Below are 25616 nucleotides of genomic sequence, written 5' to 3'. Positions count from 1 at the left end.
ACTCAGACCGGACAGAAACGAAAAAAATCCCAAGTGAGGTAAAAAAACGCCCGTTCGGCTGCATTATGCCCGAGGATGGTGCTCCTGATGCAACTGTTTTAGTCGCTCAGTCGCGACGTGAGTATAAATTTGCGTGGTCGACAGGTCACTGTGTCCCAACAACATTTGTACCACCCGCAAATCTGCGCCGTGGTTGAGTAAGTGCGTAGCAAAAGCATGGCGCAAAACGTGCGGCGAAAGCATGTCACCATCAATGCCTGCGAGCGCCGCATAAAACTTGATACGGTGCCAGAACGTTTGGCGGGTCATCATCCGGGCGCGGCGGCTAGGGAAAAACACATCCGAGCTTTGTTCACCAAGCAATGCTGGACGACTGTGCGCCATATATCGCTCCAGCCAGTCGATTGCGGCCTCTCCCATCGGTACCAGACGCTCTTTTCCGCCTTTACCAATAACACGCACTACGCCCTGACGCAGGCTGACGTTTTCAGTGGTCAGGCTAATAAGTTCAGTCACGCGAAGACCTGTCGCGTACAGCAGCTCCATCATGGCTTTATCACGAAGCTCGAGAGTGTCTTCCACGTCCGGCGCATCCAGCAGCGCTTCCACCTGCTCTTCCGACAAATCCTTTGGCAGACGCTTAGGCAATTTGGGGCTGATCAATGTGGCCGTTGGGTCATCTTCACGCTGCTTTTCGCGATAAAGGTATTGGAAAAGACGACGCATTGCAGAGAGCATACGGGCGCGGCTGCTTTGCTTGTAATCCTGATCGAATAACCAATGCTGGTAATCCTGCAGTTTGGACGATGTCACCTTCACCAGAGCCACGCTGTCATTATCCAGCCACTGGCAAAGTTTGGTCAGATCGTTTCGATATGAGGCCAGGGTGTTCTCAGATAACCCCCGCTCCATCCACATAGCATCCAAAAACTGCTCTACCAACGCCGCGTTTTGTTCCACGATTCACTCACTTAAGTTCGATTGTTGCTTCTCTCAAACTACCTCACCCCCGTATGAATGCAAGGTTTACCCTGATTAAGCAAAACGATTGCAGCAAAATGCGCCAAATCCTCGTGGTTTACAGGGTGGAGATACAACGCCACGAGGAGTAGAATCCCCACGACGCAACAGCAGGAAAAGCACATGAAAATAGGTTTGTTTTACGGCTCCACCACCTGTTACACCGAAATGGCGGCAGAGAAAATCCGCGATATCCTGGGTGACGACTTGGTGGATATTCACAACATCAAAGAAACGCCGGTTGACCAAATGAATCAGTACGATTTGCTGTTGCTGGGCATTTCCACCTGGGACTTCGGCGAGTTGCAGGAAGACTGGGAAGCGGTGTGGTCACAACTTAATGGCCTGAAACTGCAAGGTAAAGTCGCTGCCCTTTTCGGTCTTGGCGATCAGGAAGGATATGCCGAATGGTACCTTGATGCCATGGGCATGCTGCATGATGAGCTGTTGCCAACTGGCCTAAAGTTTATCGGCTATTGGCCAAATGAAGGTTATACCTTTGAAGCCTCAAAAGCGCTGACCGAAGACGGTAAACAATTTGTCGGTCTGGCGTTGGATGAAGACAGCCAATACGAACTGAGTGATGAGCGCATCGCGATCTGGTGTGAGCAGGTGTTGGTTGAGTTTCAGGAAACGCTATAACCACTGAACCTGCACGCCACCTTTCAAACATAAAAAAACCACCGCATCCGGTGGTTTTTTGCATTCTAACAACCTTGCTTTACGCGTGTGACGTTTCGTCTTTACGCTTACCCGCAAAGCTTACCGCAACCAGCGCAATTGCCGTTGGCAGCAGCCATGCCATACCGTAGTTAAACAGTGGCAGGACTTTCAGCGCAGACACATCAACGCCCGCGACTTTCGCTGCATCTAACAGAGCGAATACCAAAGACACACCCAGTACCACGCGGTATGCCAATTGTGGGTTAGGCATAAAGCGTCGCAGGAACGTCAGAGCAATCAGCGCAATCGCAACCGGGTACAGTGCAAACAGTACCGGAACAGAAATGGCGATCAACTGGTTCAGGCCTACGTTCGCTACCACCGCACAAGCAATAGACAGGATAACGACCCATTGACGGTAAGTGATTTTGGTCAGAGTGCTGAAGTAGTCAGAACACGCTGAAACCAGACCAATAACCGTCGTCAGACACGCCAGTACAATGATAGTCGACAGGATGATTTGACCAGCCGGGCCAAACAGCGCCAACACGTAAGCTGACAGAATCGCACCACCATTTGCCGCGCCCGGTGCCACACCCGTCGCTGTCGCGCCCAGATAGAACAGAGAAACGTAAACAAATGCCAGACCTGCAGCCGCAATCACACCTGCATAAATCAGGTACTGACAGGTTTTCGCTTGATCAGTCACGCCTTTCTTACGGATAACATCAACAATCAACATACCGAACATCAGTGCGGCGAAGGTATCCATGGTGTTGTAACCTTCAAGGAAACCTGTAGTGAAGGCCTGATCCACATACGCACCCTGCGCTGCCACAATATCGCCTTGTGGATTCACCACAACTGCAATCGCCAGAACTGCCAGTGCCGCAAACAGCGCAGGCGTCAGCAGCTTACCAATAGTGTCGATAAGCTTGCCCTGAGACAGGGAGAAGAACATCGCGATGGCAAAGAACACCACAGAGAAGAGCGACAATTCGAACTGACCCGGTGCATTAAGGAAAGGCTTAAAGCCCATCTCATAGGCCACCAAACCTGCACGTGGCGCTGCAAAAGCAGGACCGATAATGATGAAAATCAGCACCGCCATCAGTGTTGCGACTGATGCTGGCAAGTCGCGGGTCAGGCCCTTCCAACCGCCACCCGCTACGGCAACCGCAACGATACCAATAAGAGGAAGGCCTACAGCAGTGGTCAAAAAGCCCAGCATTGCAGAAAAGGTGTGTTCACCTGCCAGAAAGCCCGCCAGAGGAGGAAAGATGATATTTCCGGCCCCGAGGAAAAATGCAAAGGTCATAAACCCTAGCGCGAGTATATCGCTAACCTTTAAACTCTCTTTCACTTCGTACTACCTATGTGTGTTTGCTTAATAATTGTGTAATCAACCGGTTAGCCTTTTGGTTATTTTTACTGTGCAATACCGATTACGCAGAATAATGACGAAGTTTCATTACGCAGACAATAGAACATTAAAAAATAGATTATAAATCCATTTTTTTATTAAAAATTGGAATTTATGGCCATTGATTGACCATTGATCGATAGAAGTTAAAGATATTGACCACAACAATCCATAACATACTGACAACATAATTATCTATTTTTTAAGCAATTGTCGACAATGGCAACGAGTAGAGAACAAGAGGATATCGTGAGTAAAGGCTTCAGATTCAAGCAATTTACTGTCGAAGATAAAGGCTGTGGCATGCCAGTCAGCACGGATGGCGTGCTGCTTGGTGCTTGGGCTGAGGCGGGCGAGTCTGATGAAGTACTCGACATTGGCACGGGCTCTGGCTTGCTGGCACTGATGATGGCGCAGCGATTTCCCGCAGTGAAAATCACCGCGCTGGATATCGATGAGCACGCCGCCAACACAGCGCAATTCAATTCAGAACAATCTACTTGGTCAGATCGGATAAATGTACTGCATCAGGATATTTCCAAGTGGGACAATCCGTTGCAGTTCAATACTATTATCTGCAATCCCCCTTACTTTACTTCCGGCGGGCAAGCGGGCGATTCCCGGCGAGCCACTGCGCGTCATACCGGTACCCTTTCTCACGACACCTTATTAAAAGTGATAAAGGCTCGACTTTTACCCAACGGACAGGCGCATTTGATCTTACCTTCAGTGGAGGCTGACGCCTTGTTGGCGAAAGCTGAAGAGTATGGACTGTATTGCCAACGACTGTTGAACGTACAACCAACCGCCAACAAACCGGTGAGTCGGAAGTTGATGTCGCTATCGAATCAGAAAGAACTTGGTTTAGATGCCAAAACCTTGGTGATCCAGGCGGCGGGAAGCTATACAAACGACTTTATTTCGCTCACAAGAGATTTTTACCTCAAGATGTGATGATCGTACTTGAATTAGTCTCTATAATTCGCCCCCTAACTTTGAGTGGAGAAACAACGCGTGCGAACTTTTGCTGAACTAGAACTGGATCCTCAACTGCTACAAGCGCTGGATGACATGAGCTTCGAGCGACCAACAGCGATCCAGGCTGGCGTGATCCCTCATGGTATGGATGGCCGTGATATTCTGGCGTCTGCGCCAACGGGAACAGGGAAAACGGCAGCTTTTGTATTGCCATTGCTGCAACACCTCATCGACTTCCCTCGTCAGAAGCCGGGTCCTGCACGCGCCCTGATCCTGACTCCAACCCGTGAACTGGCTATTCAGGTTGCTGATCAAGCCCGCGCGTTGGCGAAATACACAGATTTAAAGATCATCACCATCACAGGTGGTATCTCGTACCAAGAACATGCTGAGATTCTGGGTAAAACCCAAGACATCGTGGTTGCGACGCCTGGCCGTCTGATGGAATACATCGAAGCTGAACGTTTTGACTGCCGTGCGATTGAAAGCCTGGTGCTGGACGAAGCAGACCGCATGCTCGACATGGGCTTTGGTCCTGCTGTTGATAAACTCTCTACCGAATGTCGCTGGCGTAAACAAAGTATGCTGTTCTCCGCCACACTGGAAGGTAAAGGCATTGAAGGCTTCAAGAACACCCTGCTGACCGATCCGGTAGAAGTAGAAGCTGAGCCACCACGCCGTGAACGCAAGAAGATCACCCAGTGGTACTACCGCTGTGACGACATGGCGCATAAAAATGCCCTGTTGAAAGCGATTCTGACTGAACAGGCTGAGCGTGCGATCATCTTTGTGAAAACCCGTGAGCGTCTGGCTGCACTGCGTGAATTCCTGACCAAAGAGAAAGTGAATTGTGCATGGTTGCAAGGTGAAATGGCTCAGGCAAAGCGTACTTACGCTATCGAGCGCTTCACCACCGGTGAGATTAATGTTCTGTTGGCGACTGATGTTGCAGCACGCGGTATCGACGTGCCGGATATCGACCACGTCATCAACTTCGACCTGCCACGCAAAGCGGATGTGTACCTGCATCGTATCGGCCGTACTGCCCGTGCAGGTAAGAAAGGTAACGCCATTTCATTAGTGGAAGCGCACGATCAGCAGATGATGGATCGTATCTGCCGCTACATGAAAGAAGACGTAAAAGAACGTTACGTTGATGGTATGAAGCCAAAACATAAGAAGCCTGAATTTAAGAAGAAAAAGAAAAAACTTTCTAACAAAGAAGTAAAAGGAAAAGCCAAGAAAGCGGCGAAAAAAGCAGCGAAAAAATCTGATTAATCAGCTAACTACTGGATTTTCAATTTAATTAATTATAAATAAGGAGGCGAAAAGCCTCCTTTTTTATTTACCTGCGATCTGTCGCAGAGAAAAATTCTGGTTTGCTAATGGAAGGCAGACTAAAGATCGGGCTCACAATCCGCTACATTGATAACACAAAATATTAACAATGTGTGTAGTTTTCGGATTATCCTGCCGTTGGATAAAAAATCATCTATCCAATATTTTTTATTAGAGGGATCTTGCAATGCAATCTGTTGTTGATTTTTTGAACAGCATTATCTGGAGTCCAGTGCTGATTTACACCTGTTTAGGTGCTGGTCTATTTTACTCCATCGTAACGCGCTTCGTTCAGGTTCGTCAGTTCAAAGAAATGACCCGCCTGCTCTTTTCCGGCAAAAGTTCTGAGAAAGGTATTTCTTCTTTCCAGGCGCTGGCCGTTTCACTTTCTGGCCGTGTTGGTACCGGTAATATCGCAGGTGTCGCTGCAGCGATCGGTTTTGGTGGTCCAGGCGCCGTTTTCTGGATGTGGGTTGTTGCCTTCCTGGGCGCAGCAACGGCTTATACCGAATCTACTCTTGCACAAATCTACAAAGAAGAAGACAAGGGTGAATTCCGTGGTGGCCCGGCTTACTACATCGAAAAAGCGATGGGTCAGAAGTGGTATGCATGGATTTTTGCCATCGCAACTATTTTTGCCTGTGGTGTCTTGCTGCCAGGCGTTCAGTCAAACAGTATCGGTAACGCCGTTGAAGCCGCATTCGGCTCTGGTGAAATGATTGAAACCGCGATTGGCACCTACAGCCTGGCGAAAATCATCACCGGCACTCTCATCTCCATTTTGCTTGGTTTCATCATTTTTGGTGGCGTGAAGCGAATCGCGAGCTTTACCCAAGTTGTCGTGCCTTTCATGGCGCTGGCTTACATCATCATCGCATTTGTTATCATTGCGCTGAACATCACTGAAATCCCAGGTATCGTTGCGATGATCGTTGGCGATGCGTTCACACCAATGGCAGGTTTTGGTGCCGCTATCGGTTGGGGTGTTAAGCGTGGTGTTTACTCAAATGAAGCGGGTCAAGGCACAGGCCCACACGCAGCGGCTGCTGCAAACGTTCAGCACCCTGCGCAACAAGGTCTAGTTCAATCGTTCTCTATCTACATTGATACCCTGCTGGTATGTTCTGCCACCGCGTTTATGATTCTTATCACTGGCGCATACAACGTTCACGGTGCGGGCGAAGCCTTCATTATCCAAAACGTTGCTGCAGACATTGCTGCGAATGGTCCAGTCTTCACCCAGATGGCGATCGAAAGCACTATGCCGGGCTGGGGCAAACCGTTCATTGCGATTGCACTGTTCTTCTTTGCTTTCACCACGATTCTGGCTTACTACTACATCGCGGAAACCAACGTGGCATACCTGCGCCGTACCGTGAAATTCCCTGGCATGATGTTTGTATTAAAAGTGGTTCTGATGGCGGCAGTTTTCTACGGTACTGTGAAAACCGCGAACCTTGCATGGGCAATGGGTGACGTAGGTGTAGGCTTGATGGCTTGGCTGAATATTGTAGGCCTTGTGATCATCTTCTTCCTGAGCAAGCCTGCCCTTAAAGCGCTGCACGATTACGAGCGTCAGCAGAAAGAAGGCGTTGAAGAATACACCTTCGATCCTGTGAAACTTGGCATCAAGAACGCTGATTACTGGGAGCGCCGCCTGGCACGCCGTACCCAGGACAGCGAAGCTTCAGATGAAGCCTCCGGTAAGCCAGTCAATCCGACTGCTTAATCGAGATTATTGAGATACAAAAAAGGTTAGCCTCGGCTAACCTTTTCTTCTTATAGCTTTTAAATCGCTATTACTGTTCTTCGCGCTTAAACACCAGTTCCTTGTCGCTCGACTCTTCAGCACAGAACCAGTATCCCGCCGTATCAAACTGCTTCAGTGCGTCAACCGAATCAATGCGGTTGTCGATGATGTAACGTGCCATCATGCCGCGCGCTTTCTTGGCGAAGAAACTGATGACCTTGTACTGGCCGTTCTTCTGATCTTTAAACACTGGTGTGATGATCTGTCCGTCCAATTGCTTCGGTTTTACTGATTTGAAGTACTCGTTCGAGGCGAGATTAACCAGAACCTTGTCGCCCTGCGCCGCCAGCGCCTGATTCAGCTCAGTCGTGATGATGTCGCCCCAGAACTGATAGAGATTAGTACCGCGTGGATTCGCCAGTTTAGTGCCCATTTCCAAGCGGTAAGGCTGCATCAAATCCAGGGGACGTAACAAACCGTACAGACCAGACAACATACGCAGGTGATTCTGCGCCCAATCAAAGTCCTCTTCACTGAAAGTTTCTGCTTCAAGGCCCGTGTAAACATCGCCTTTGAATGCCAAAACCGCAGGACGGGCATTGTCGGTCGTGAACTCCGGCGACCACTCAGCAAAGCGTGCCGCGTTCAAACCTGCAATCTTATCGCTCACCTTCATCAGACTCGAGATATCTGCCGGTGTCAGTTTACGGCATACATCAATCAAAGCTTCAGAGTGCTCGGTCAGCGTCGGTTGCGTGTAACGCTCCGTCGCGAGCGGTGATTGGTAATCCAAGGTTTTTGCCGGAGAAACCACAATCAACATAGTGTCATTCCTTTCAATCTCTTATTAGCGCAAAGAGTAACACCGACCATCAAAAAAGCCACGCGATCAAGCGTGGCTTTTTCCGATAAGTGCCATAGACGAAATCGAATGAATCACCGTATAGACGAACGATTTTCCGATTCTGTAACCTGCGGTTTACCCCAAACGCCAGGCTCAATCTGGTTGAGCATGTCAGGGTGGTTGCGGCTGTTGAATGAAGGCACTTTGCCCTGTTTCACCTGCTGGTTGTAGTCTTTCGCCAGTGTCACCACGGTGCCGGATAGCAGCAGGATTGCAATCATATTGACGATTGCCATCAAGCCCATTGAGGTATCCGCCATGATCCATACCACTGGCAGTTCAGCCATCGCACCAAACATCACCATGCCCAATACGATGCAACGGAACAGGTTCAAGCCGGCTTTGTGGTTGTGCTCCAGGAAAATCAGGTTAGTTTCTGCATACGAGTAGTTGGCAATGATCGAGGTAAACGCGAAGAAGAAAATCGCCACCGCCACAAAAATGCCACCCCAATCACCTACCTCGCTCGACAGCGCACGCTGCGTCAATTCAATGCCGGTGATTTCACTGCCCGGCATGTATTCGCCGGACATCAGAATAATTGCCACAGTAGCAGAACAGATAACGATGGTATCGACAAACACGCCCAACATCTGCACATAGCCCTGAGATGCAGGATGCGGCGGGTAAGGCGTTGCACTGGCTGCGGCATTCGGCGCAGAGCCCATGCCCGCCTCGTTGGAAAACAGGCCACGTTTAATGCCCTGTACCATGCCCTGTGCCACGGTGTAACCCAACGCACCGGAAGCGGCTTCTTCCAGACCGAAAGCGCTACGGAAAATCAGAGTCAGCACATCGGGCACTTTTTCCAGGTTAGTCAACATGATGAACATGGCAAGCGCCAAATAGAGCAGCGCCATCACTGGCACAATTACCTCTGCGGTACGGGCAATCTTACGGATACCGCCAAAGATAACGAAAGCAGACAACACCACCAGCGCGATACCAACATAAAGTGGGTCAAAGCCAAAAGCCACGTAGGCCGCCTGAGTGATAGAGTTTGCCTGTACCGAGTTGAAGACCAAACCAAACGCAATGATAAGCAACACAGAGAAGACCACGCCCATCCAGCGCATACCCAAGCCTTTTTCCATGTAGTAAGCGGGGCCACCACGGAAGTTGCCATCGTCATCACGGGTTTTATAGAGCTGTGCCAACGTGCTCTCAGCAAAGGCAGTGGCCATACCCAGTACAGCAATTAACCACATCCAAAAAATTGCGCCGGGGCCACCAAGTGTGAGCGCTACAGCAATGCCTGCCATGTTGCCTGTACCCACACGGGCTGCCAAACTGGTACACAATGCCTGAAATGAGGAGATACCCTCTTTGTCTGATTTACGGCTATTTTTCATCACCTTGAACATATGACCGAAGTGACGAATTTGAATAAACCCCAGACGTAGCGTAAAGAAAATACCGCCACCGATCAGAAGATAGATGAGCACCGATCCCCAGATCAGGTCGTTTAAAAAGTTGATGAGACTTACCACGCCTACCCCTCTGTACGCATAAACTGATTCGCAATGTCGTTGTTCCCTGAGATAGGGAAAATGCGATTAGATGCGACTGACGCAAGCCTAGCGTCTGCCGATAATGATGCAGGTCTCGCTGGCAAGAAAGCGTCACGAAAAACCCGAAAATGTGTCGGTTTTGCGGCAATCACCGCAAATTGCCGCGAGATGATGCAGGTAGCCACCATAAAAATCAATATGAATTTAATTTCATAATTTATGAGTAAAATATGCACTTGTATCAAGACCAAGCGTTTGCGTTAACGCTTTTCCATAACAGGAATAGAACAAGCCATTCACATTGTCTGGCACCGTTTATGCATTTTATTCAATGTGTGACCAAATTCCCGATTTCCCCGGTCTGTTGCTATGACAGGGGCTTGGGGAACACCTCCCCACAAGAATTTGATGTTGTAGCTGTAAGACAATCTAAGGCACTGCAACTGCACACATTTTGTCCAGCGACGAAGTAAAGGTGATTGTGTTCTCATAAAAACTTCACTGAGGTGCAACAAATGAGAAACACTTCAATTTTATTTTGTCGGAGGTTTGATACTTAAATAGCGACCGCAACGGTAAAACGAGGTGAATTTATGGATAGCTTTGCCTTTGATGATGTATTCGATCAAGAGCGACCACAACGCGGTGGACGAACCAAACAAGCAAAACGTAAGTGGAGAGAAATTGAGGCGTTAAAAGACAGACAACGCCTGCGCAAAGAGCTGCAAGATATCGATATGCTCGGTGATTTCAGCGACAGCGATTTCGATTTTTAAGTAGCGTACTCACTGGTTTAAATCGTCAGTTTACTGACAACATAACAATGGAATTTTAAAGAAAAGGCACCCAACATGGGGTGCCTTTTTTTGCCTTGGATTTATAGCGCAGAAGCAAGCTCTTTGAACCTGTCTGCCACCTGCTCACCAAACAGCGGATCAAAATCCTCTTCCTCCCATTGTGTCTGCAGATATTCCCAGTCTTCAGTTGTCAGAGTTTGCTCCAAAACAGGCAGGATGGTTTTCTCTTCCAAATCCAAATGTTCTTTCTGACAGCCAACAAACCGGTTGAGTTTGTCTGCAAAGAGATCGAGAGGAATGACAGCGTCCATCAATATCATGTCGACGGTATCTGCAAATTCAGCGGTTAAACCTGCTAGTGCTTCGTGCTCATCATCCAATCGTGCAACGCCCTCTGAATCAGGGTAATGCTGTAAGTAATAGTGGTAGATAAGATCTTCTTTTGGATGGTGATACTTTTCAGCGTGCTCTTGCAGGTAGCTGACCGTATCCTTAATCAGGCTGTAGTTAACAGGCTTTTCCTGCTGAATGGCCTTCAGCTTTTTCGATAGCAGCTTAAGCAGTCGGCTGATATTCCGGTGATCTCTATGAATGCTGGCTACTAACATAGCTCCTCCCTTTCTTCATTCACACCACGGGATCAGTCTATCGAACCGGACTGTTCACAAATTGCGCGAGGTCATTTTTTGTTCAGTTTCATCTTCACAGTACTGACAAACAAAAAGCCCGCGACGAAAATCACGGGCTTCAGAGAATCAATGAAACGCTGTTATCAATCGAGTTCCGGTTGCCAGTTAATCGGCGCCTGGCCAGCTCTTGCCAACAACTCGTTAGTCGATGAAAAGTGTTTGCAGCCTAAAAAGCCACGATGTGCAGAAAGAGGGGAAGGGTGCGGCGCTTCCAGCACGTGGTGACGATTGCGATCAATCACCCGCCCTTTCTTTCGGGCATGGGAGCCCCAAAGCAGGAACACGACACCTTCACAATGTTCATTTACAGCTTCTATTACGCGATCAGTAAAGGTTTCCCAACCTAAATGGGCATGAGAATGTGCGTTACCCTGCTCAACCGTCAGAACGGTATTAAGGAGCAACACGCCCTGATCCGCCCAGCTTTTGAGGTATCCATGCTGTGGAATGGTGAAACCGGGAATATCCTGCGCCAGTTCTTTATACATGTTCACCAGTGACGGGGGCGGCTTGATGCCAGGCAGGACTGAAAAGCAAAGACCATGAGCCTGATTTGGGCCGTGATAAGGGTCTTGCCCCAAAATCACCACTTTCACATCGGCCAGCTCAGTATAGCGAAAGGCGTTAAACACGTCCTCTTTAGGCGGAAATACCACCATGCCCTTTTCACGGGCTTCCGCCACGTAAGCCATAGTGTGTTTGAAATAGTCCTGTTCCTTTTCCTGGCCAATCACATCGTGCCAAGTCATCGCCTGTGTCATGCTTTCCCAATCCTCTTTATTCTTTAGCGTCCGCTATTCTACGCAGAAACACGCTCAGATGCTGTGACTTCAAACTGACGCAGCAAACGGATTTCATCCGCCCACACTTCCGGTTTGATGGTTTCCAGAATCAACGGGATGCCATTAAAGCGGTTATCCTGCATGATGACTTCAAAACATGGCAATCCAATCTCTCCCTCCCCTAACGCCTGATGACGGTCAACCCGGCTGCCGAAAGGCGTTTTCGAGTCGTTGAGGTGCATACCACGCAGATACTGGAAACCCACTGTGTTATCAAACTCTGCAAATGTCGCTTCTGCCGCGCTATGAGTACGAAGATCATACCCTGCAGCGAAGGCGTGACAGGTATCAATACAAACACCAACACGGGATTTATCTTCCACTTGCGAGATAATCGCCGCCAGTTGCTCAAACGACCAACCTAGGTTGGTGCCCTGCCCCGCCGTGTTCTCTATCACGGCAACGACTTCGGGTACGGCCTGATGTGCCAAGTTGATGGATTCAGCAATCAGTAAGAGACAAGCTTCCTCACTGATTTTCTTCAAATGGCTGCCCGGATGGAAATTCAGCAAAGGAAGTCCGAGTGTCTGGCAACGTTCCATTTCATCAATGAAGGCAGCGCGGGATTTCTCCAGCTTTTCTTCTTCAGGTGCACCCAAATTGATGAGGTAAGAATCATGTGGCAACACTGCCTCAGGAACAAAGCCATGCTTTTGGCAATTTGCCTTAAACGCAGAGACATTTTTCGTTTCTAATGGCTTTGCCTGCCATTGTCTTTGATTCTTGGTAAACAGTGCAAAGGCATTGGCACCGATCGCTGCTGCGTTAACCGGGGCATTTTCTACCCCACCGGAAGCGGATACATGTGCTCCGATAAACTTCATCTTCTCTCTCCAGGCCGAAACCGTAACCGACAACATTTTAAGTTACTCATACCATAAAGTCCGGTTTGGTTTGTATTTCGCTCTGGCACCCTGAGTCTGTGCCATCACTTGGGTTTTATATAAAAACAGTATGTATTCTGACTCAAAAAAACCACTCAAAATGTAGTAATAAAATTACATATGTAATTTTGAGAGAAATATCATGTTGTTAAAAATATGTTTTAAACCAGATATTTGATCTTTTATTGATTCAAGACAAAAAATATCAGACCGAAATTTCGCATATTTTGATTGTATTTTGACTAAAATCAAAATAACCTTACAAATAGTAAGTTATACAAGTACCCAGCTCATCAATTGATGGAAAATTAAAACCACCAAGCCTATCAAAAGGGGAAGGATTATGATCACTGGTATTCAAATTACTAAAGCGGCAAACGACGACCTGCTGAACTCTATCTGGCTGCTGGACAGCGAAACCAACGAAGCACGTTGCGTTGCAGCAAAAGCAGGTTTCGAAGCGGATCAGGTTATCCCTGCAGCAGATCTGGGCGATTACGAAAGCCGTGAAATCGCTATCGAAGTACCTGCAAAAATTGAAGGTGGTCAGCACCTGAACGTTAACGTTCTGAAGCGTGAAACACTGGAAGACGCAGCTAAGCACCCAGAAAAATACCCACAGCTGACTATCCGCGTATCTGGCTACGCTGTGCGTTTCAACTCGCTGACTGTTGAACAACAGCGCGACGTTATTGCACGTACTTTCACTAACACTCTGTAATCCTCAGACCGTTAGTCGAAACATAAAAAAACCGGCCAATTGGCCGGTTTTTTGTTTTCTATCGCGTGAAATTAGCCAGCAACCTTCATCAGGTATTCACGCAGCTGAGCGAAATCCGCGTCCTGCTCGACAGACAGCAGTTCCATCGCCGCATGTTTTGCCAGAGGGCCTGGCAGCGGAATGTCCTGACCCAGGATCTCATCGACAGACTCTTTGAACTTCGCCGGATGTGCGGTACACAGGAACAGGCCATGTTCGCCATCCTGCAGTTGCTCGTCCAGCACGCGATAAGCAATCGCACCGTGAGGCTCACACAGGTAGCCGCCATCAAACATCGCTTTCAGCGTTTCTGCCGTTTGCTCATCAGTCACTGCGCCTGCGCCCAGCTCGTTCAAACCCCAACCTTGGCGCTGACAAAGCTCTTCAATGCGCGGCCAGTTGTTTGGCTGACTCACGTCCATCGCATTTGACAGCGTTGGAATGGTTGGCTCTGGCGTCCACTCACCGGTTTGCAGATAACGTGGCACGGTATCATTCACGTTAGTTGCCGCGATGAAACGTTTGATTGGCAGGCCAATCGCTTTCGCCAGCAGACCCGCAGTCAGGTTACCGAAGTTACCACTTGGCACTGCAACCACCAGGTTTTCACGTTGTGCTTTGGTCAGCTGCGACGCAGCTTCAAAGTAGTAACAAATTTGCGCCATCAGGCGGCTAATGTTGATTGAGTTTGCTGAGTTCAGACCAATCGCGGCGCGAAGCTCTGCATCATCAAAGGCGTTTTTCACCATCGCCTGACAGTCATCGAAAGTGCCATTGATAGCCACAGTGTGGATGTTTCCACCCAGGGTACAGAAGAGTTTTTCCTGCAGCGGACTGATCTTGCCTTTCGGGTACAGGATAACCACATTGATGTTTTCCATGCCGTAGAACGCATGGGCAACAGCGGCACCGGTATCACCAGAAGTAGCAGTCAGAATGGTCACTTTGCCGCTGTCAGACACTGCTGCCAGCGATTGCGCCATAAAACGGCCACCAAAGTCTTTAAACGCCAGTGTTGGACCGTGGAACAGCTCAAGTGCGCTGATTTGGTCAGTCACTTTCTCGACAGGCGCCGGGAACTGGAAGGCATTTTCCACCATGCTGCGCACGGTTTCTGGCGACAGTTCGTCACCGATGAATGCAGAAAGAATATCGCTGCTGCGGCTGACAAAATCTTTGTCCAGCAGCGCATCAACGTCGTCAAATTTTGGCAGTTCGCTTGGAAAGAACAGACCCTGATTACGGCCAAGACCCTGTTTTACCGCTTGGCCGAACGATACCTGTTCGTCATTTTCTTTGATGTTGTAAAGCTTCATAGTTCACTTCCTGTCACTGTCGATCCTTTCACATCCAATCGACAGATGTGGACAAATCCTTCTTCGTTCTGAACGTAATTTTCCTCTAGCCACTTTGCTACGCGCTCTGCCACGGCTTTGTCATCCGTGATGCTAAACAACGTTGGGCCTGAACCTGAGATACCGGTCGCCAGCGCGCCTGCATCTTCTGCGTAGTGTCGGGCTTCAGCGAAACCTGGCAACAATTTCTCGCGGTAAGGTTCTGCAACCACGTCTTTGATCATGCTCGCAGCAAGTTGTGGCTGGCCAGAATAACAGCCATGGATGAAGCCTGCCAGATGGCGACCATGATTAATCACATCCTGGCGACGATATTGTGCAGGCAAAATCGCGCGCGCTTCAGCCGTCGGTACTTTGATACCAGGGTAAGCCATTACCCAGTACCACTCGTCAAAGCAAGGCACTTCCTGACTGATGATCCCCATTTGCTCTACCATCAGCTGCAGACCGCCAAGGTAACAAGGCGCCACATTGTCATAGTGGAGGCTACCGGAAATCGCAGCTTCCATCTCGCCCATCAGCGCCAGCAAAGTGGTTTCGTCCAACGCTTCATCATGGAACTTATTCAGGGCATCCAGAGCGGCAACGATAGAACAAGCACTGGAACCCAGACCTGAACCGATAGGCATGTTCTTTTCGAGCGTCATGGTGACGTTACGAACAGGCTGTCCCAACTTTTCCATTTCACGGGAGAAGACCACGAAGCTTTGATAAACGATGTTTTCTTCCTGATCTTTCGGCAGCTTATCAACAAAGCTACCAACGCAGTTCAGGGTAAATGGTACATCACCGCCACCTTCCACTTTCACGCGATCGCCAAGCAAAGTGCCGTCGATGGGCGACACAGCGGCGCCCAATACATCAAAGCCTACACTGACGTTACCGATTGAAGCCGGTGCGTAAACAACAACGCTCATCTTATACCCCCAGTTTCCAGCCAAGTGTACGCATCAAGTCTGCGAACACACCTGCAGCTGTTACGGCAGTACCTGCACCGTAGCCACGCAGTACCAATGGGATTGGCTGGTAGTAGCGGCTGTAGAAAGCCAGCGCGTTCTCGCCCTCTTTAATCTTGAACATTGGGTCGTCAGCATCCACGGCCTGAATTTTCACTGAACATTGACCGTTTTCGATGCTACCGACGTAACGCAACACTTTGCCTTCGGCACGTGCATCGCTCGCCAGTTTCTCGAAGTATGCATCTGCTTCTGGCAGTTTTGCCATGAAGGCTTCCACATCACCTGAGGCATCAAAACCCGGTGGCAATGCTGGCTCAACTTCAACATCTTCCAGTTCAAGGTGCATACCCGCTTCACGGGCAAGGATAAGAAGCTTACGCGCTACGTCCATACCAGAAAGGTCATCACGTGGATCCGGTTCAGTGAAGCCACTCTCACGTGCTGCTGTCGTTGCTTCACAGAAGCTTTGGCCTTCGTCGAGTTTACCGAAGATATGAGACAGAGAGCCTGACAGGATACCGGTGAATTTTTCGAGCTCATCACCCGCTGCAATCAGGTTCTGGAGGTTTTCGATGACTGGCAGACCAGCACCCACCGTGGTGTCATACATGAACTTACGACGGGTCGCACGTGCAGACTTACGCAGCTGCTGGTAGTACGCCATGCCCGCAGTGTTGGCTTTTTTGTTCGGCGTGATGACGTGGAAACCCGCAGACAGGAAATCTGCGTATTGATCGGCAATGCCCTGCTCAGAGGTACAGTCGATAAACACAGGGTTGATGATGTGATTTTGCTGAACCAGACGCACCATACGAGGGAGGCTAAACGGCTCGTCCGCTTTCGCCAGCTCATCACGCCAGTTGTTCAAGTCGATACCTTTGCTGTTCAGCAACATACCGCGGCTGTTTGCCATGCCGCAGACGCGGATAACAATCCCCTGATCAGCCAGTTTCGCCTGCTGGCGTTTCACTTGCTCAACCAGCTCGCCGCCGACACCACCAACACCGACCACAAACACATCCAGGTAGTGGTTAGAGTTAAAGAGGTTTTCGTGACACGCTTTCACCGCTTCAGACACGCTGTCATCCGGGATAACCGCAGAGATTGAGCGCTCAGAAGAACCCTGCGCAATCGCGACAATGTTGACGTTCACTTCTGCCAATGACGTAAAGAACTGAGATGCCACGCCTTTCGAGGTGCGCATCGCGTCACCCACCAGCGACACAATAGCTACGTTATCAACGAAGTCTACAGGCTCAAGCAAACCGTCTTTCAGCTCCAGTTCAAAACTTTCCTGAAGAGCACGCTGTGCCATCGGCTTGTCTTCCGCTTCGATACAGAAGCTGATGCTGTATTCAGAAGAAGATTGGGTAATAAGAACAACGGAAACACCTGCTGCTGACATCGCGCCAAAGACGCGAGCTGCCATGCCGACCATGCCTTTCATGCCAGGACCTGACACGTTGACCATGCTCAGTTTGCTCAGGGTGGTGATCCCTTTCACTGCCAGATTGTCTTCACCGCTGTCATTGCCGATCAAAGTACCTGCGCCCTGTGGGTTCGCAGTATTTTTGATCAGACAAGGAATATGGAAACGTGCGATTGGAAGAATGGTTTTCGGGTGAAGCACTTTGGCGCCAAAGTAAGAAAGCTCCATGGCTTCCTGATAGCTCAGAGACTTAAGCAGGGTCGCATCTGGCACCAAGCGTGGGTCACAGCTGTAAACGCCATCCACATCAGTCCAGATCTCACAGCATTCAGCACGAACACACGCCGCCAGCACTGCTGCTGAGTAGTCAGAACCATTACGGCCAAGAGTAACCAGTTCACCTTGCTCATTAGACGCAGTGAAACCTGGCATCAAACCGATGTGTGCAGCAGGAATGGGTTCTTTTTTGAAGCGGTCGGAAGAAACTTCGATATCCACCATAGCTTCAAGATAATCACCTTTTGCCTGAAGGTATTTTACCGGGTCGATTTCAAAAGTGTTGTAACCGCGGGCTTGAAGCAATGCAGACATGGTCGCAATAGAAAGGCGCTCACCCTTACTGATGATGCGAGCATAGATGTTGTCTGGGCATAAACCCAGCAGCGCAATACCATGGATATATTGCTTCAACTGATTCACAGAGCGCTCTAGTTTGTCATAAAGCGAAGCTTTATCGATGCTTGGCTCCATTTCTTCCAAACCATCAAACAGGGCAGAGAAGATCTTCCTGATCTCAGCAACCTGAATCTCGGCTTCGCCATGTTTGACTGTGTTATCAATCACATCAACCAACAGGTTAGTGATCTTAGCAGGCGCGGATAGTACCGCGGATACCTCACTTTGGCAGGTATTGCTGGTGATGATCTCTGCTGCGCGGCTGAATCTCTCAGCATTTGCCAGCGAAGTACCACCAAACTTTAATACTCGCATCCTTTCCTCCAATTCCTTCCAGAACTCGCAAATTCAATAATAAAGGGGTTAAAAAAAAGCCCGTACCTTGTTGGGTACGGGCTTCTTTTTAAAATTCTGTGCATGTCAGCCCGCACCCGCACCAATGGTGTTGGTAATAATGGTGATAATGGTTGTAGTGCCGACTGTTTTAAGCATGGCTTTTTAACCTTCCGTGCTGCGTTTTTATAACCTTTACCGAACAAGGGTATCAAGGTCAACAAAAATTTAAGTTATCTCTCAAAAAAACGCTTCAATTCGCAACTCTTAACTAACGAATTTAAAAGATGAGAAACCGCACCATTTACCAGCATCTTCCTTGCTAAGAGTGGTTAAGGCAGACATAGTTACTTGAATTGGACAGAAAATCAGCAACCGCGAAGGAGGGAACCATGGCAGTTGCGATGGAGGAATTGGTCGCCCAGACCATATTGCAAGGCTCTGATGCCATGTATGGCCGATTTTTGGATGTCACGGCTGGGGCACAGGAAAGGTTTGAAGCGCGCGACTGGAAAAGCGTGCAAAAAGCCTTGAAAACCCGCATTAACTTTTATGACCATCACGTGGGTCTTGTCAGCCAGCAATTGAAAACGATGCTGGGGAGAAAACACGCCACTCGCTCCTTCCTAATGGCGGTAAAAGCGGAATACAGTCGCCTATTGGACGACTATCCTCGCTATGACATCGCGGAAAGCTTCTTTAACTCCGTTTACTGTCGGATGTTCGATCATCGCAATATTCGTCGTGAGAAGCTCTTTGTGAACAGCTCACAGGGCGGCCGCATTCCTAAATATCCAACACCGCTACTTAAGCGTTATTCATCCAATCAGAATCTTATTCAGACTATCGAGCGCATTCTGGACGACACGCCCTTTACTCTCCCTTGGGTGAATAAAGCGCGCGATGTACACCGTATTGTCGAAGCGTTGCAAAGAAGGTTGGGACCACAACTGACTGAAGTGACTATCGATATGGTTCGCGAGCCTTTCTATCGTAATAAAGCCGCCTATCTGATAGGACGCATTGATATGGCGAATCAGGTTCGTCCACTGGTGCTGCCTTTATTGGTGAATTCAAAAGGTGAGCTTTATGTCGATGCCTGTATTGCTGACGCCGATGAACTCAGTGTGATCTTCGGCTTCGCTCGCTCCTATTTCATGGTTTTCGCGCCTGCGCCTGCCGCATTGGTCGATTTTCTCAACCAATTGATGCCCCATAAAACGCCAGCCCAGCTCTACACAGCGATTGGGTGTCAGAAACACGGTAAGACAGAGCTCTACAGGGAATTCCTTCACCATATCGAATCTTCTGACGATCAGTTTGTCATTGCTCCGGGGATCAAAGGCATGGTCATGTCGGTGTTCACCCTGCCTTCTTATGGCTTCGTCTTTAAGATCATCAAAGACAGGTTCGCGCCACAAAAAGACATTACTCACGCCGTCGTCAAAGAAAAATATCGTTTAGTTAAAGAACATGACCGGGTTGGCCGAATGGCGGATACCCTCGATTACCGAAACTTCATTTTCCCGAGAGAACGTTTTAGTGAAGAGCTCATCGAAGAATTACTTGAGGTTGCACCATCACTGATCAAGCTCACCAAAAATGAAGTCCATATTCGTCACCTCTATATGGAACGTCGGATGATCCCACTTAATATCTACCTTGAGCAGGCAGATGACGACGAGTTGAGAAATGCTGTTCAGGAATATGGCGACGCAATCAAACAGCTGGCTGCCGCAAACATCTTTGCCGGGGATATGCTGTTCAAAAACTTTGGTGTGTCGCGCCACAGCCGGGTCATTTTCTACGATTACGATGAGATTTCTTACCTCACGGAAGTGAATTTCCGCAAGATCCCACCACCACGCTTTCCTGAAGACGAAATGGCAGCAGAACCTTGGTACAGCGTCGGAGAATACGATGTGTTCCCGGAAGAGTTCCGTACCTTCCTGCTCATCAATCCGAAAATCCGTGCCCTGTTCGAAGAGCTGCACTCCGATCTCTTTGAGGCGGATTATTGGAAAGGGTTACAAGAGAACATTCAGCAAGGCCAATTTAACGATGTGTTCCCTTACAGTGACGACTGTCGATTCACCAATCAATAAAAATGAGACGCTGAGCAATCAGCGTCAATTTTTCATCGCCATTTAGGCACGCCACTTGCTTAAATATTAAACGCCTCATAATAACGGCGGAATTTTGCCACATTCAAAATATCGCGTCGTAAACGTTTGAATTTAAGGGCAAGGTGAGAGAGCAGCCGGAAAATCTCAAACTCTCTTTATCAAAAACAAAACAGGTGAACTAGACTGAAAACTCAGTCTAATAAGAACGAATCAGGGAAGGTGGCATAATGAAAAAAATCCTACTCGCCGTCACCCTGCAATCAGTGGCTTTTTTGGCATTCGCGCAGGGTTCGTTACCGCTGTATGAATATTCCGACGATAACCAGAAACCTTGGTTTTCGAGCTCCATTACAACTGGCAATCAAAGCTATGACAGCTGGACTGTCAGCTCCGGTTATCATTATCCCGTGCTCAAAAACGTGAATGTGTATCTGGGTACCGAAATGACCACGGAAACCGACCACACAGCCAGCAGTAAAGGGTTACTCAGTGGCATCCAATATAACTTCAATGAAAAGCTCAGCATTGGCAGTACTGTGCAAGCTGAACGCGTCAATGAAGAAACCTTTGGTGTGGTAGGAATGAGCAGCCAGTTACGACTGACCGATAAGCTCAACCTGGAAGCCAAGTTTGACTACAACCTGAACCAAACACCTGCAGCCTCCGCCAATTATCAACTCGGCGTGGGTTATCGCTTCTAGAGATACTGAACGTATTGAGAAAAACCGCCGATTGGCGGTTTTTTTTGTTTTCTGGCTTCACCTTAGATTTACGATGGCTCGCCAAATTCAATCGGATGCTGACTGATCATCACGCCATTGAGATCGGCGAAAAGGTAGTTTCCGGGCGAAATAGGTATCCCTTCAATACGCAGCTGCACATCTTCATCACCTAACCCCCGCTTTTCCGTTTTGATGGGACACACACCTAATGCTTTCACACCCAATGCCATTTCGCTCAATGCGCCCGCATCTCGCACCGCGCCAAAAATCACGATGCCTTCCCAGCCATTCTCCACAGCACGCTCAGCGAGCAAATCTCCCAACAAGGCTTTGTTGAGATTACCGTGTCCATCCACCACGAGAACACGGCCAGCGCCGGGCTTACCCAAAATGTCGCGCACCTTGGAATTATCTTCGTAGCAACGCAGTGTTTCCACCCGGCCGGAAAATACCTTTTTTCCGCCAAAATCGCGCCACTGAACCGGAATCCACGATACCTCATCGCCGTGTGCATCACTGATATCAGGTAGTAAATCTTCCATGCTTCCTCCTATCAAGTCTTGGTATCAAGCTAGCAAGATACGTCCACTTCGCCTCTCCCAAATTCTATAAAGCTGGCATGGCTCACTCAAACTTTGGTGTTAGTGACAAAGCAGGAACACGGAAAGGTCAAATTCGGGTGGGCGCACGGTAAGTAATGTAACTGTCAGATATGATGGGAAAAAGCATGTGTGCAACGATACGCATTTTTCTCATTTTCCGCGGTGACCCGCCAAGTGCTCTCAACAGGAGATAGTTGACCGGTATGCAACAAAATGGTCTGATAAAAGCGTTTTTACACAATATTCACACCTGTGGTAATAGTACGAAAAAGTTAATTCGAGTTTGTAAAATTCAGCGAAGTTTTTGCACTGGAATTCCACCAATTGCGACCACAGAAGGCGAGATTGACGTATATCAATAAAGATTGAAAAAAGTTGCGTTGATTTATTACTAAATATTGTTAGCACGCTGTTAAATGAATACAATCAGCGCTATCCAAAGGATTAGCTGGTCAAATTGAGTTGACCAGTCGTATGCAGGGCGAAAAATCGCATCTGCAACCAGCTTCTCTAGGGATGGCGTTTGTATCAGGAAAGTATGCTCGAAAAGCATTCAAATCAATTTGATATACTTTTCCTGTTTGTAAATTTTCTTCACAGGGTCTTAAGACGCTGTGGTTGATTGGGGAGACGCCGTTTTAGCGTCGTCCCCGGTACCAGATTCCTTAAAGAAATTAGGTAACGCCAATGCAAACCCCTCACATTCTGATTGTTGAAGACGAACACGTAACTCGTAATACGCTGAAAAGCATCTTCGAAGCAGAAGGTTATACCGTTCTGGAAGCCAACGATGGCGAAGAAATGCATCAAGTGCTTTCTAACAATCAGGTTCACCTGGTTATCATGGACATCAACCTGCCTGGTAAAAACGGTCTTCTGCTCGCTCGTGAACTGCGTGAGCAAGGTGACATGGCGCTGATGTTCCTGACCGGTCGTGACAACGAAGTTGACAAGATCCTGGGTCTGGAAATCGGTGCGGATGATTACATCACCAAGCCATTCAACCCACGCGAACTGACCATCCGTGCTCGTAACCTGCTGACCCGTGCAATGAGCCAAGGCGCACTGCCAGAAGACAAGCGTTCTGTTGACCGCTATGTATTCAATGGTTGGACGCTGGACATCAACAGCCGTTCACTGATCAGCCCAGACAGCGAGCAGTTCAAACTGCCACGCTCTGAGTTCCGTGCACTGCTGCACTTCTGTGAAAACCCGGGCAAAATCCAAACCCGTGCAGATCTTCTGAAGAAGATGACTGGCCGTGAGCTGAAGCCACACGACCGTACTGTTGACGTGACTATCCGTCGTATCCGTAAGCACTTTGAGTCTTTCGGTGACACCCCGGAAATCATTGCGACGATTCACGGCGAAGGTTACCGCTTCTGTGGTGAGTTGGAAGAAATCTAATTTCTTCGAAAAGCTTATAAGAAGGGCCTGCAATGCAGGCCTTTTTGTTATCTGAAAGTCTTTTATTAAAGCTCCTTCTCAGAACTTGTTAGCGGCTAAACCTCTTTAGAGTAATCCTCAAGCCACTGTTTGAGCACTTCCAGATCCTGAACATAGCCTTCTTTGATTTCATCAACCCAGTCAGCAATGTTCTCCCACCAGGCTGGCAACTCCGGTGACTGCGCTTTTTGTGCCACTTTCTGAATGTGTTTCAGGCCGATTGAGCCCGCAGCACCTTTAATTTTGTGCGCTTCGCTGGCGATACCATCCTGGTCTTTCGCCGTCATATTGCTGTCGAGGATCTGAATATACTCAGGCATCAGATCTTCAAACATCTTGATGCTTTGGAATACAGGCTCTGGGCCAACGATATCCACGTAAGAGGTTAACATTTCCAGATCCAGAAGCTTATCAAGCATCTCATTGCCAGGCTTCTTGCGTCTTTTGACTTCAGCAGCTTCGGTGGCAACCGGGCATTGCAGTGCCAAACGCTCAATCACTTCAGCCACTGCGGAGACACTGATCGGCTTGCTTATTGCGTCATCCATGCCGTTGTTGATGTATTCCGTCTTGTCCTTGATAACATTGGCTGTTAGCGCAACCAGAGGAGGTAGTGCCTCGCCACTGTCTCTGAGTGTCTTAGCAATATCGAAACCCGTCATATCCGGCAATTGGATATCAAGCAGTAACAAGTCGTACTCAGATTGCGGGTACATATCCAGCGCTTCCTGACCACTTCGTGCGACTTCCACTGAATGACCCAGGCTTTCTAGCAGGTTTGTCGCTACCGTGATGTTCAGTTCGATGTCTTCTACCAGCAGAATGTGCAGCGGGCTTTGCTCCGATGTTACTTTCTCTTTGTTTGAGACCACTTCGCAAATCGGCACTTCCAACGTCACGGTGAAGTTACTGCCCTCACCCACTTCGCTGTCTACCGTGATATCACCATTCATCAAGCGGGCGAGCTTACGGGACACCGCCAGACCAATCCCTGTGCCAACGGCATGTAGATTATCTTCTCCTTGCTTCACCTGGTAATACATGGCGAAGATCTTGTCCTGCTCTTCCTGCGGGATGCCGACACCGCTGTCTTCTACATCAAACTGCAAGTGCGCCATGTCGTCTTCAATGTCGCAACTAACCGTGACATTCACAGCGCCCTGTTTGGTAAATTTCACCGCATTACCGACAAGATTCCATAGGATCTGGCGAAGACGTGTAGCATCCACTTTCACTGCTGGCGGCAAGTCAGTAAGTCTATCTAATGTGAAGCGAAGGCCGTTTTGCTGTGCCATCAACGCACTGATGTTTTCAATCTCAGAAACAAAATCCGGGAAATCCAACGGCTGTGGCATCAGCTCCAGACGACTTCGGTCTGACTTATCCAAATCAATGATGTCATTAAAGATGTTACCCAGCGTGATCGCACTGACATGAATAGTGCGTAGGTAACCCAGTTGCTCTTCAGAAAGACGGGTTTCAAGCAACATCCGGCTTAAGCCGACAATACCGTTAAGCGGTGTACGCAACTCGTGACTAATCGTAGAAATAAACGCTGTCTTGTCACGACTCGCCTTCTCAAGGGCGTCTTGATAACGTTTACGCTCAGTGATCTCGCGACCAAAACCTACCAAGCCAAGACGGCGGCCATCACGGGAGTAAAACGGCAGTTTACGCAGCTCAAAGTAGGCCTTGCGACCATCCTTGTATTCCAGCCACTGCTCGTAAGTCAGGGAGACATTGCTGTCGAAAACTTGCTGATCGGTTTCTACCACCTTACTGGCGATATCCTCGCGATAAACGTCCCAAGGCGTGAGTCCCACCAGCTCTTTCTCTTTCTTGCCTGTCAAATCCTCCATCGCACGGTTACAGCCCGAGAACTGGCCTTTCTCATTGCGGTAATAAATTAAGTCCGGCGAAGCATCGATAAACGAGCGCAGCAGTGCGGTTTGTTCTGCCAATTCCACCTGCGCTTTTTCACGCTGGTAGACCTCGTTCTCCAGATCTTGCATGGCTTCTTCACGTGCTTCTTCTGCACGTTTACGCTCTTCAATCTCGAGGTTCAGTTGGGTGATGTTCTCAGTCAGTTGACGGTTAAGCTCCATGTCGCGCGCGCGCATTTCCTCAAGCTTGGAAACCAGTTTTGAAAGGCGCTGTCGGGATTCTTCCAGTTGGTCCACCACAACAGAAAGGAAATACACAGCCCAAGGCGTGATAAGCAGGCCAAAGAAAACGGAGCGAACGATATCGGTATCATGCACCGTGCCATTCAAAACAAGAGTAATGCCTACTTGAACTATTACCGCGAGGGCAACAAGAGCCAGCGCCAGCAACATACTGAACCGAACCAAGCCAAGCTTGACCAGCAGATCCACGTAGTACTGCGCTAAGAGTTTAATTTGCTTCATTG

At 48.8% G+C, this 25616-nt stretch carries 22 protein-coding genes and 1 other annotated feature; of the genes, 10 read left to right on the top strand and 12 right to left on the bottom strand.

Translation table 11 applies throughout. The features are described 5' to 3' along the window. Positions 1-63: 63 nt before the first annotated feature. Positions 64-960 (bottom strand): site-specific tyrosine recombinase XerD, encoded by an 897-nt coding sequence (xerD, locus tag GCE9029_RS22770; RefSeq protein ID WP_002540388.1) that lies wholly within the window; start codon positions 958-960, stop codon positions 64-66. 183 nt (positions 961-1143) lie between these two features. On the opposite strand from xerD, the gene fldB reads away from it, so the two are divergent. After that, positions 1144-1662 carry a flavodoxin FldB gene (gene fldB / locus GCE9029_RS22765; protein ID WP_062667232.1) on the top strand — a complete coding sequence of 173 codons (519 nt, stop codon included), beginning with the start codon at positions 1144-1146 and terminating at the stop codon, positions 1660-1662. Between the two features lie 79 nt (positions 1663-1741). Here the strand turns inward: fldB and brnQ are convergent, their stop codons facing one another. Then, complete coding sequence (gene brnQ / locus GCE9029_RS22760; protein WP_082804422.1) at positions 1742-3046, bottom strand: branched-chain amino acid transport system II carrier protein; 1305 nt, start codon at positions 3044-3046, stop codon at positions 1742-1744. A gap of 279 nt (positions 3047-3325) precedes the next feature. On the opposite strand from brnQ, the gene GCE9029_RS22755 reads away from it, so the two are divergent. The 3 genes from GCE9029_RS22755 (at position 3326) to GCE9029_RS22745 (ending at position 7151) form a co-directional block, all read left to right on the top strand. Further along, positions 3326-4060, top strand: a complete 735-nt coding sequence (locus GCE9029_RS22755) for a tRNA1(Val) (adenine(37)-N6)-methyltransferase (protein WP_231870188.1) — start codon at positions 3326-3328, stop codon at positions 4058-4060. Between the two features lie 60 nt (positions 4061-4120). Beyond that, on the top strand, positions 4121-5362 hold the full coding sequence (gene srmB / locus GCE9029_RS22750) for an ATP-dependent RNA helicase SrmB (RefSeq protein WP_062667230.1): 1242 nt from the start codon (positions 4121-4123) through the stop codon (positions 5360-5362). A gap of 247 nt (positions 5363-5609) precedes the next feature. Continuing rightward, positions 5610-7151: an alanine/glycine:cation symporter family protein gene (locus GCE9029_RS22745; RefSeq protein ID WP_062667228.1), complete on the top strand. Its 1542-nt coding sequence runs from the start codon at positions 5610-5612 to the stop codon at positions 7149-7151. Positions 7152-7221: 70 nt separating this feature from the next. On the opposite strand, the gene yaaA is transcribed toward GCE9029_RS22745, so the two are convergent. Next, complete coding sequence (gene yaaA / locus GCE9029_RS22740) at positions 7222-7995, bottom strand: peroxide stress protein YaaA (RefSeq protein WP_062667226.1); 774 nt, start codon at positions 7993-7995, stop codon at positions 7222-7224. A gap of 113 nt (positions 7996-8108) precedes the next feature. Beyond that, positions 8109-9566 (bottom strand): alanine/glycine:cation symporter family protein, encoded by a 1458-nt coding sequence (locus GCE9029_RS22735; RefSeq protein WP_062667224.1) that lies wholly within the window; start codon positions 9564-9566, stop codon positions 8109-8111. A 33-nt stretch (positions 9567-9599) separates the two neighbouring features. Between GCE9029_RS22735 and GCE9029_RS22730 the strand changes: the two genes are divergently transcribed. Together GCE9029_RS22730 and GCE9029_RS22725 are read left to right on the top strand one after the other, a co-directional pair. After that, entirely contained in the window at positions 9600-9803 is a 204-nt protein-coding gene (locus GCE9029_RS22730; RefSeq protein ID WP_062667223.1) for a hypothetical protein, read from the top strand. A gap of 377 nt (positions 9804-10180) precedes the next feature. Then, on the top strand, positions 10181-10363 hold the full coding sequence (locus GCE9029_RS22725) for a DUF3545 family protein (RefSeq protein WP_062667222.1): 183 nt from the start codon (positions 10181-10183) through the stop codon (positions 10361-10363). 101 nt (positions 10364-10464) lie between these two features. On the opposite strand, the gene GCE9029_RS22720 is transcribed toward GCE9029_RS22725, so the two are convergent. From GCE9029_RS22720 to nfo, 3 genes are all read right to left on the bottom strand, one after another. Further along, positions 10465-10992, bottom strand: coding sequence for a hemerythrin domain-containing protein (locus tag GCE9029_RS22720; protein ID WP_062667221.1), 528 nt, complete (start codon positions 10990-10992; stop codon positions 10465-10467). A gap of 164 nt (positions 10993-11156) precedes the next feature. Beyond that, complete coding sequence (gene ung / locus GCE9029_RS22715; protein ID WP_062667220.1) at positions 11157-11834, bottom strand: uracil-DNA glycosylase; 678 nt, start codon at positions 11832-11834, stop codon at positions 11157-11159. A gap of 38 nt (positions 11835-11872) precedes the next feature. Continuing rightward, the gene (nfo, locus tag GCE9029_RS22710) at positions 11873-12739 is read right to left on the bottom strand and encodes a deoxyribonuclease IV (RefSeq protein WP_062667219.1); all 867 of its coding nucleotides are present in this window, start codon (positions 12737-12739) and stop codon (positions 11873-11875) included. A gap of 403 nt (positions 12740-13142) precedes the next feature. Here nfo and grcA point away from each other — a divergent pair, with 403 nt between their 5' ends. Beyond that, on the top strand, positions 13143-13520 hold the full coding sequence (gene grcA, locus GCE9029_RS22705; protein ID WP_062667218.1) for an autonomous glycyl radical cofactor GrcA: 378 nt from the start codon (positions 13143-13145) through the stop codon (positions 13518-13520). 71 nt (positions 13521-13591) lie between these two features. On the opposite strand, the gene thrC is transcribed toward grcA, so the two are convergent. The 3 genes from thrC to thrA are packed head-to-tail and all read right to left on the bottom strand — an operon-like array spanning position 13592 to position 18292. Next, positions 13592-14875 carry a threonine synthase gene (gene thrC / locus GCE9029_RS22700; protein ID WP_062667217.1) on the bottom strand — a complete coding sequence of 428 codons (1284 nt, stop codon included), beginning with the start codon at positions 14873-14875 and terminating at the stop codon, positions 13592-13594. Then, positions 14872-15831 (bottom strand): homoserine kinase, encoded by a 960-nt coding sequence (gene thrB / locus GCE9029_RS22695; protein ID WP_062667215.1) that lies wholly within the window; start codon positions 15829-15831, stop codon positions 14872-14874. The genes thrC and thrB overlap by 4 nt, the downstream gene beginning before the upstream one ends. A 1-nt stretch (position 15832) precedes the next feature. Continuing rightward, positions 15833-18292, bottom strand: coding sequence for a bifunctional aspartate kinase/homoserine dehydrogenase I (gene thrA / locus GCE9029_RS22690; RefSeq protein WP_062667213.1), 2460 nt, complete (start codon positions 18290-18292; stop codon positions 15833-15835). A 49-nt stretch (positions 18293-18341) separates the two neighbouring features. Continuing rightward, positions 18342-18459 (bottom strand) — a sequence feature (Thr leader region). A 243-nt stretch (positions 18460-18702) separates the two neighbouring features. Between thrA and aceK the strand changes: the two genes are divergently transcribed. Beyond that, positions 18703-20415: a bifunctional isocitrate dehydrogenase kinase/phosphatase gene (gene aceK / locus GCE9029_RS22685; RefSeq protein WP_062667211.1), complete on the top strand. Its 1713-nt coding sequence runs from the start codon at positions 18703-18705 to the stop codon at positions 20413-20415. Between the two features lie 248 nt (positions 20416-20663). Beyond that, the gene (locus GCE9029_RS22680; RefSeq protein WP_062667209.1) at positions 20664-21137 is read left to right on the top strand and encodes a hypothetical protein; all 474 of its coding nucleotides are present in this window, start codon (positions 20664-20666) and stop codon (positions 21135-21137) included. A 68-nt stretch (positions 21138-21205) separates the two neighbouring features. On the opposite strand, the gene GCE9029_RS22675 is transcribed toward GCE9029_RS22680, so the two are convergent. After that, positions 21206-21700: a putative 4-hydroxy-4-methyl-2-oxoglutarate aldolase gene (locus tag GCE9029_RS22675; protein ID WP_062667207.1), complete on the bottom strand. Its 495-nt coding sequence runs from the start codon at positions 21698-21700 to the stop codon at positions 21206-21208. A 747-nt stretch (positions 21701-22447) separates the two neighbouring features. On the opposite strand from GCE9029_RS22675, the gene arcA reads away from it, so the two are divergent. Next, on the top strand, positions 22448-23167 hold the full coding sequence (gene arcA / locus GCE9029_RS22670; RefSeq protein WP_062667205.1) for a two-component system response regulator ArcA: 720 nt from the start codon (positions 22448-22450) through the stop codon (positions 23165-23167). Between the two features lie 95 nt (positions 23168-23262). On the opposite strand, the gene arcB is transcribed toward arcA, so the two are convergent. Then, positions 23263-25614, bottom strand: a complete 2352-nt coding sequence (arcB, locus tag GCE9029_RS22665; RefSeq protein WP_062667203.1) for an aerobic respiration two-component sensor histidine kinase ArcB — start codon at positions 25612-25614, stop codon at positions 23263-23265. Positions 25615-25616 lie beyond the last annotated feature (2 nt).

The sequence above is a fragment of the Grimontia celer genome (assembly GCF_900055185.1).
Taxonomy (GTDB): domain Bacteria; phylum Pseudomonadota; class Gammaproteobacteria; order Enterobacterales; family Vibrionaceae; genus Enterovibrio; species Enterovibrio celer.
Note: the sequence above shows the minus strand (reverse complement) of the source record. Positions and strands in the feature narration are given on the sequence as shown.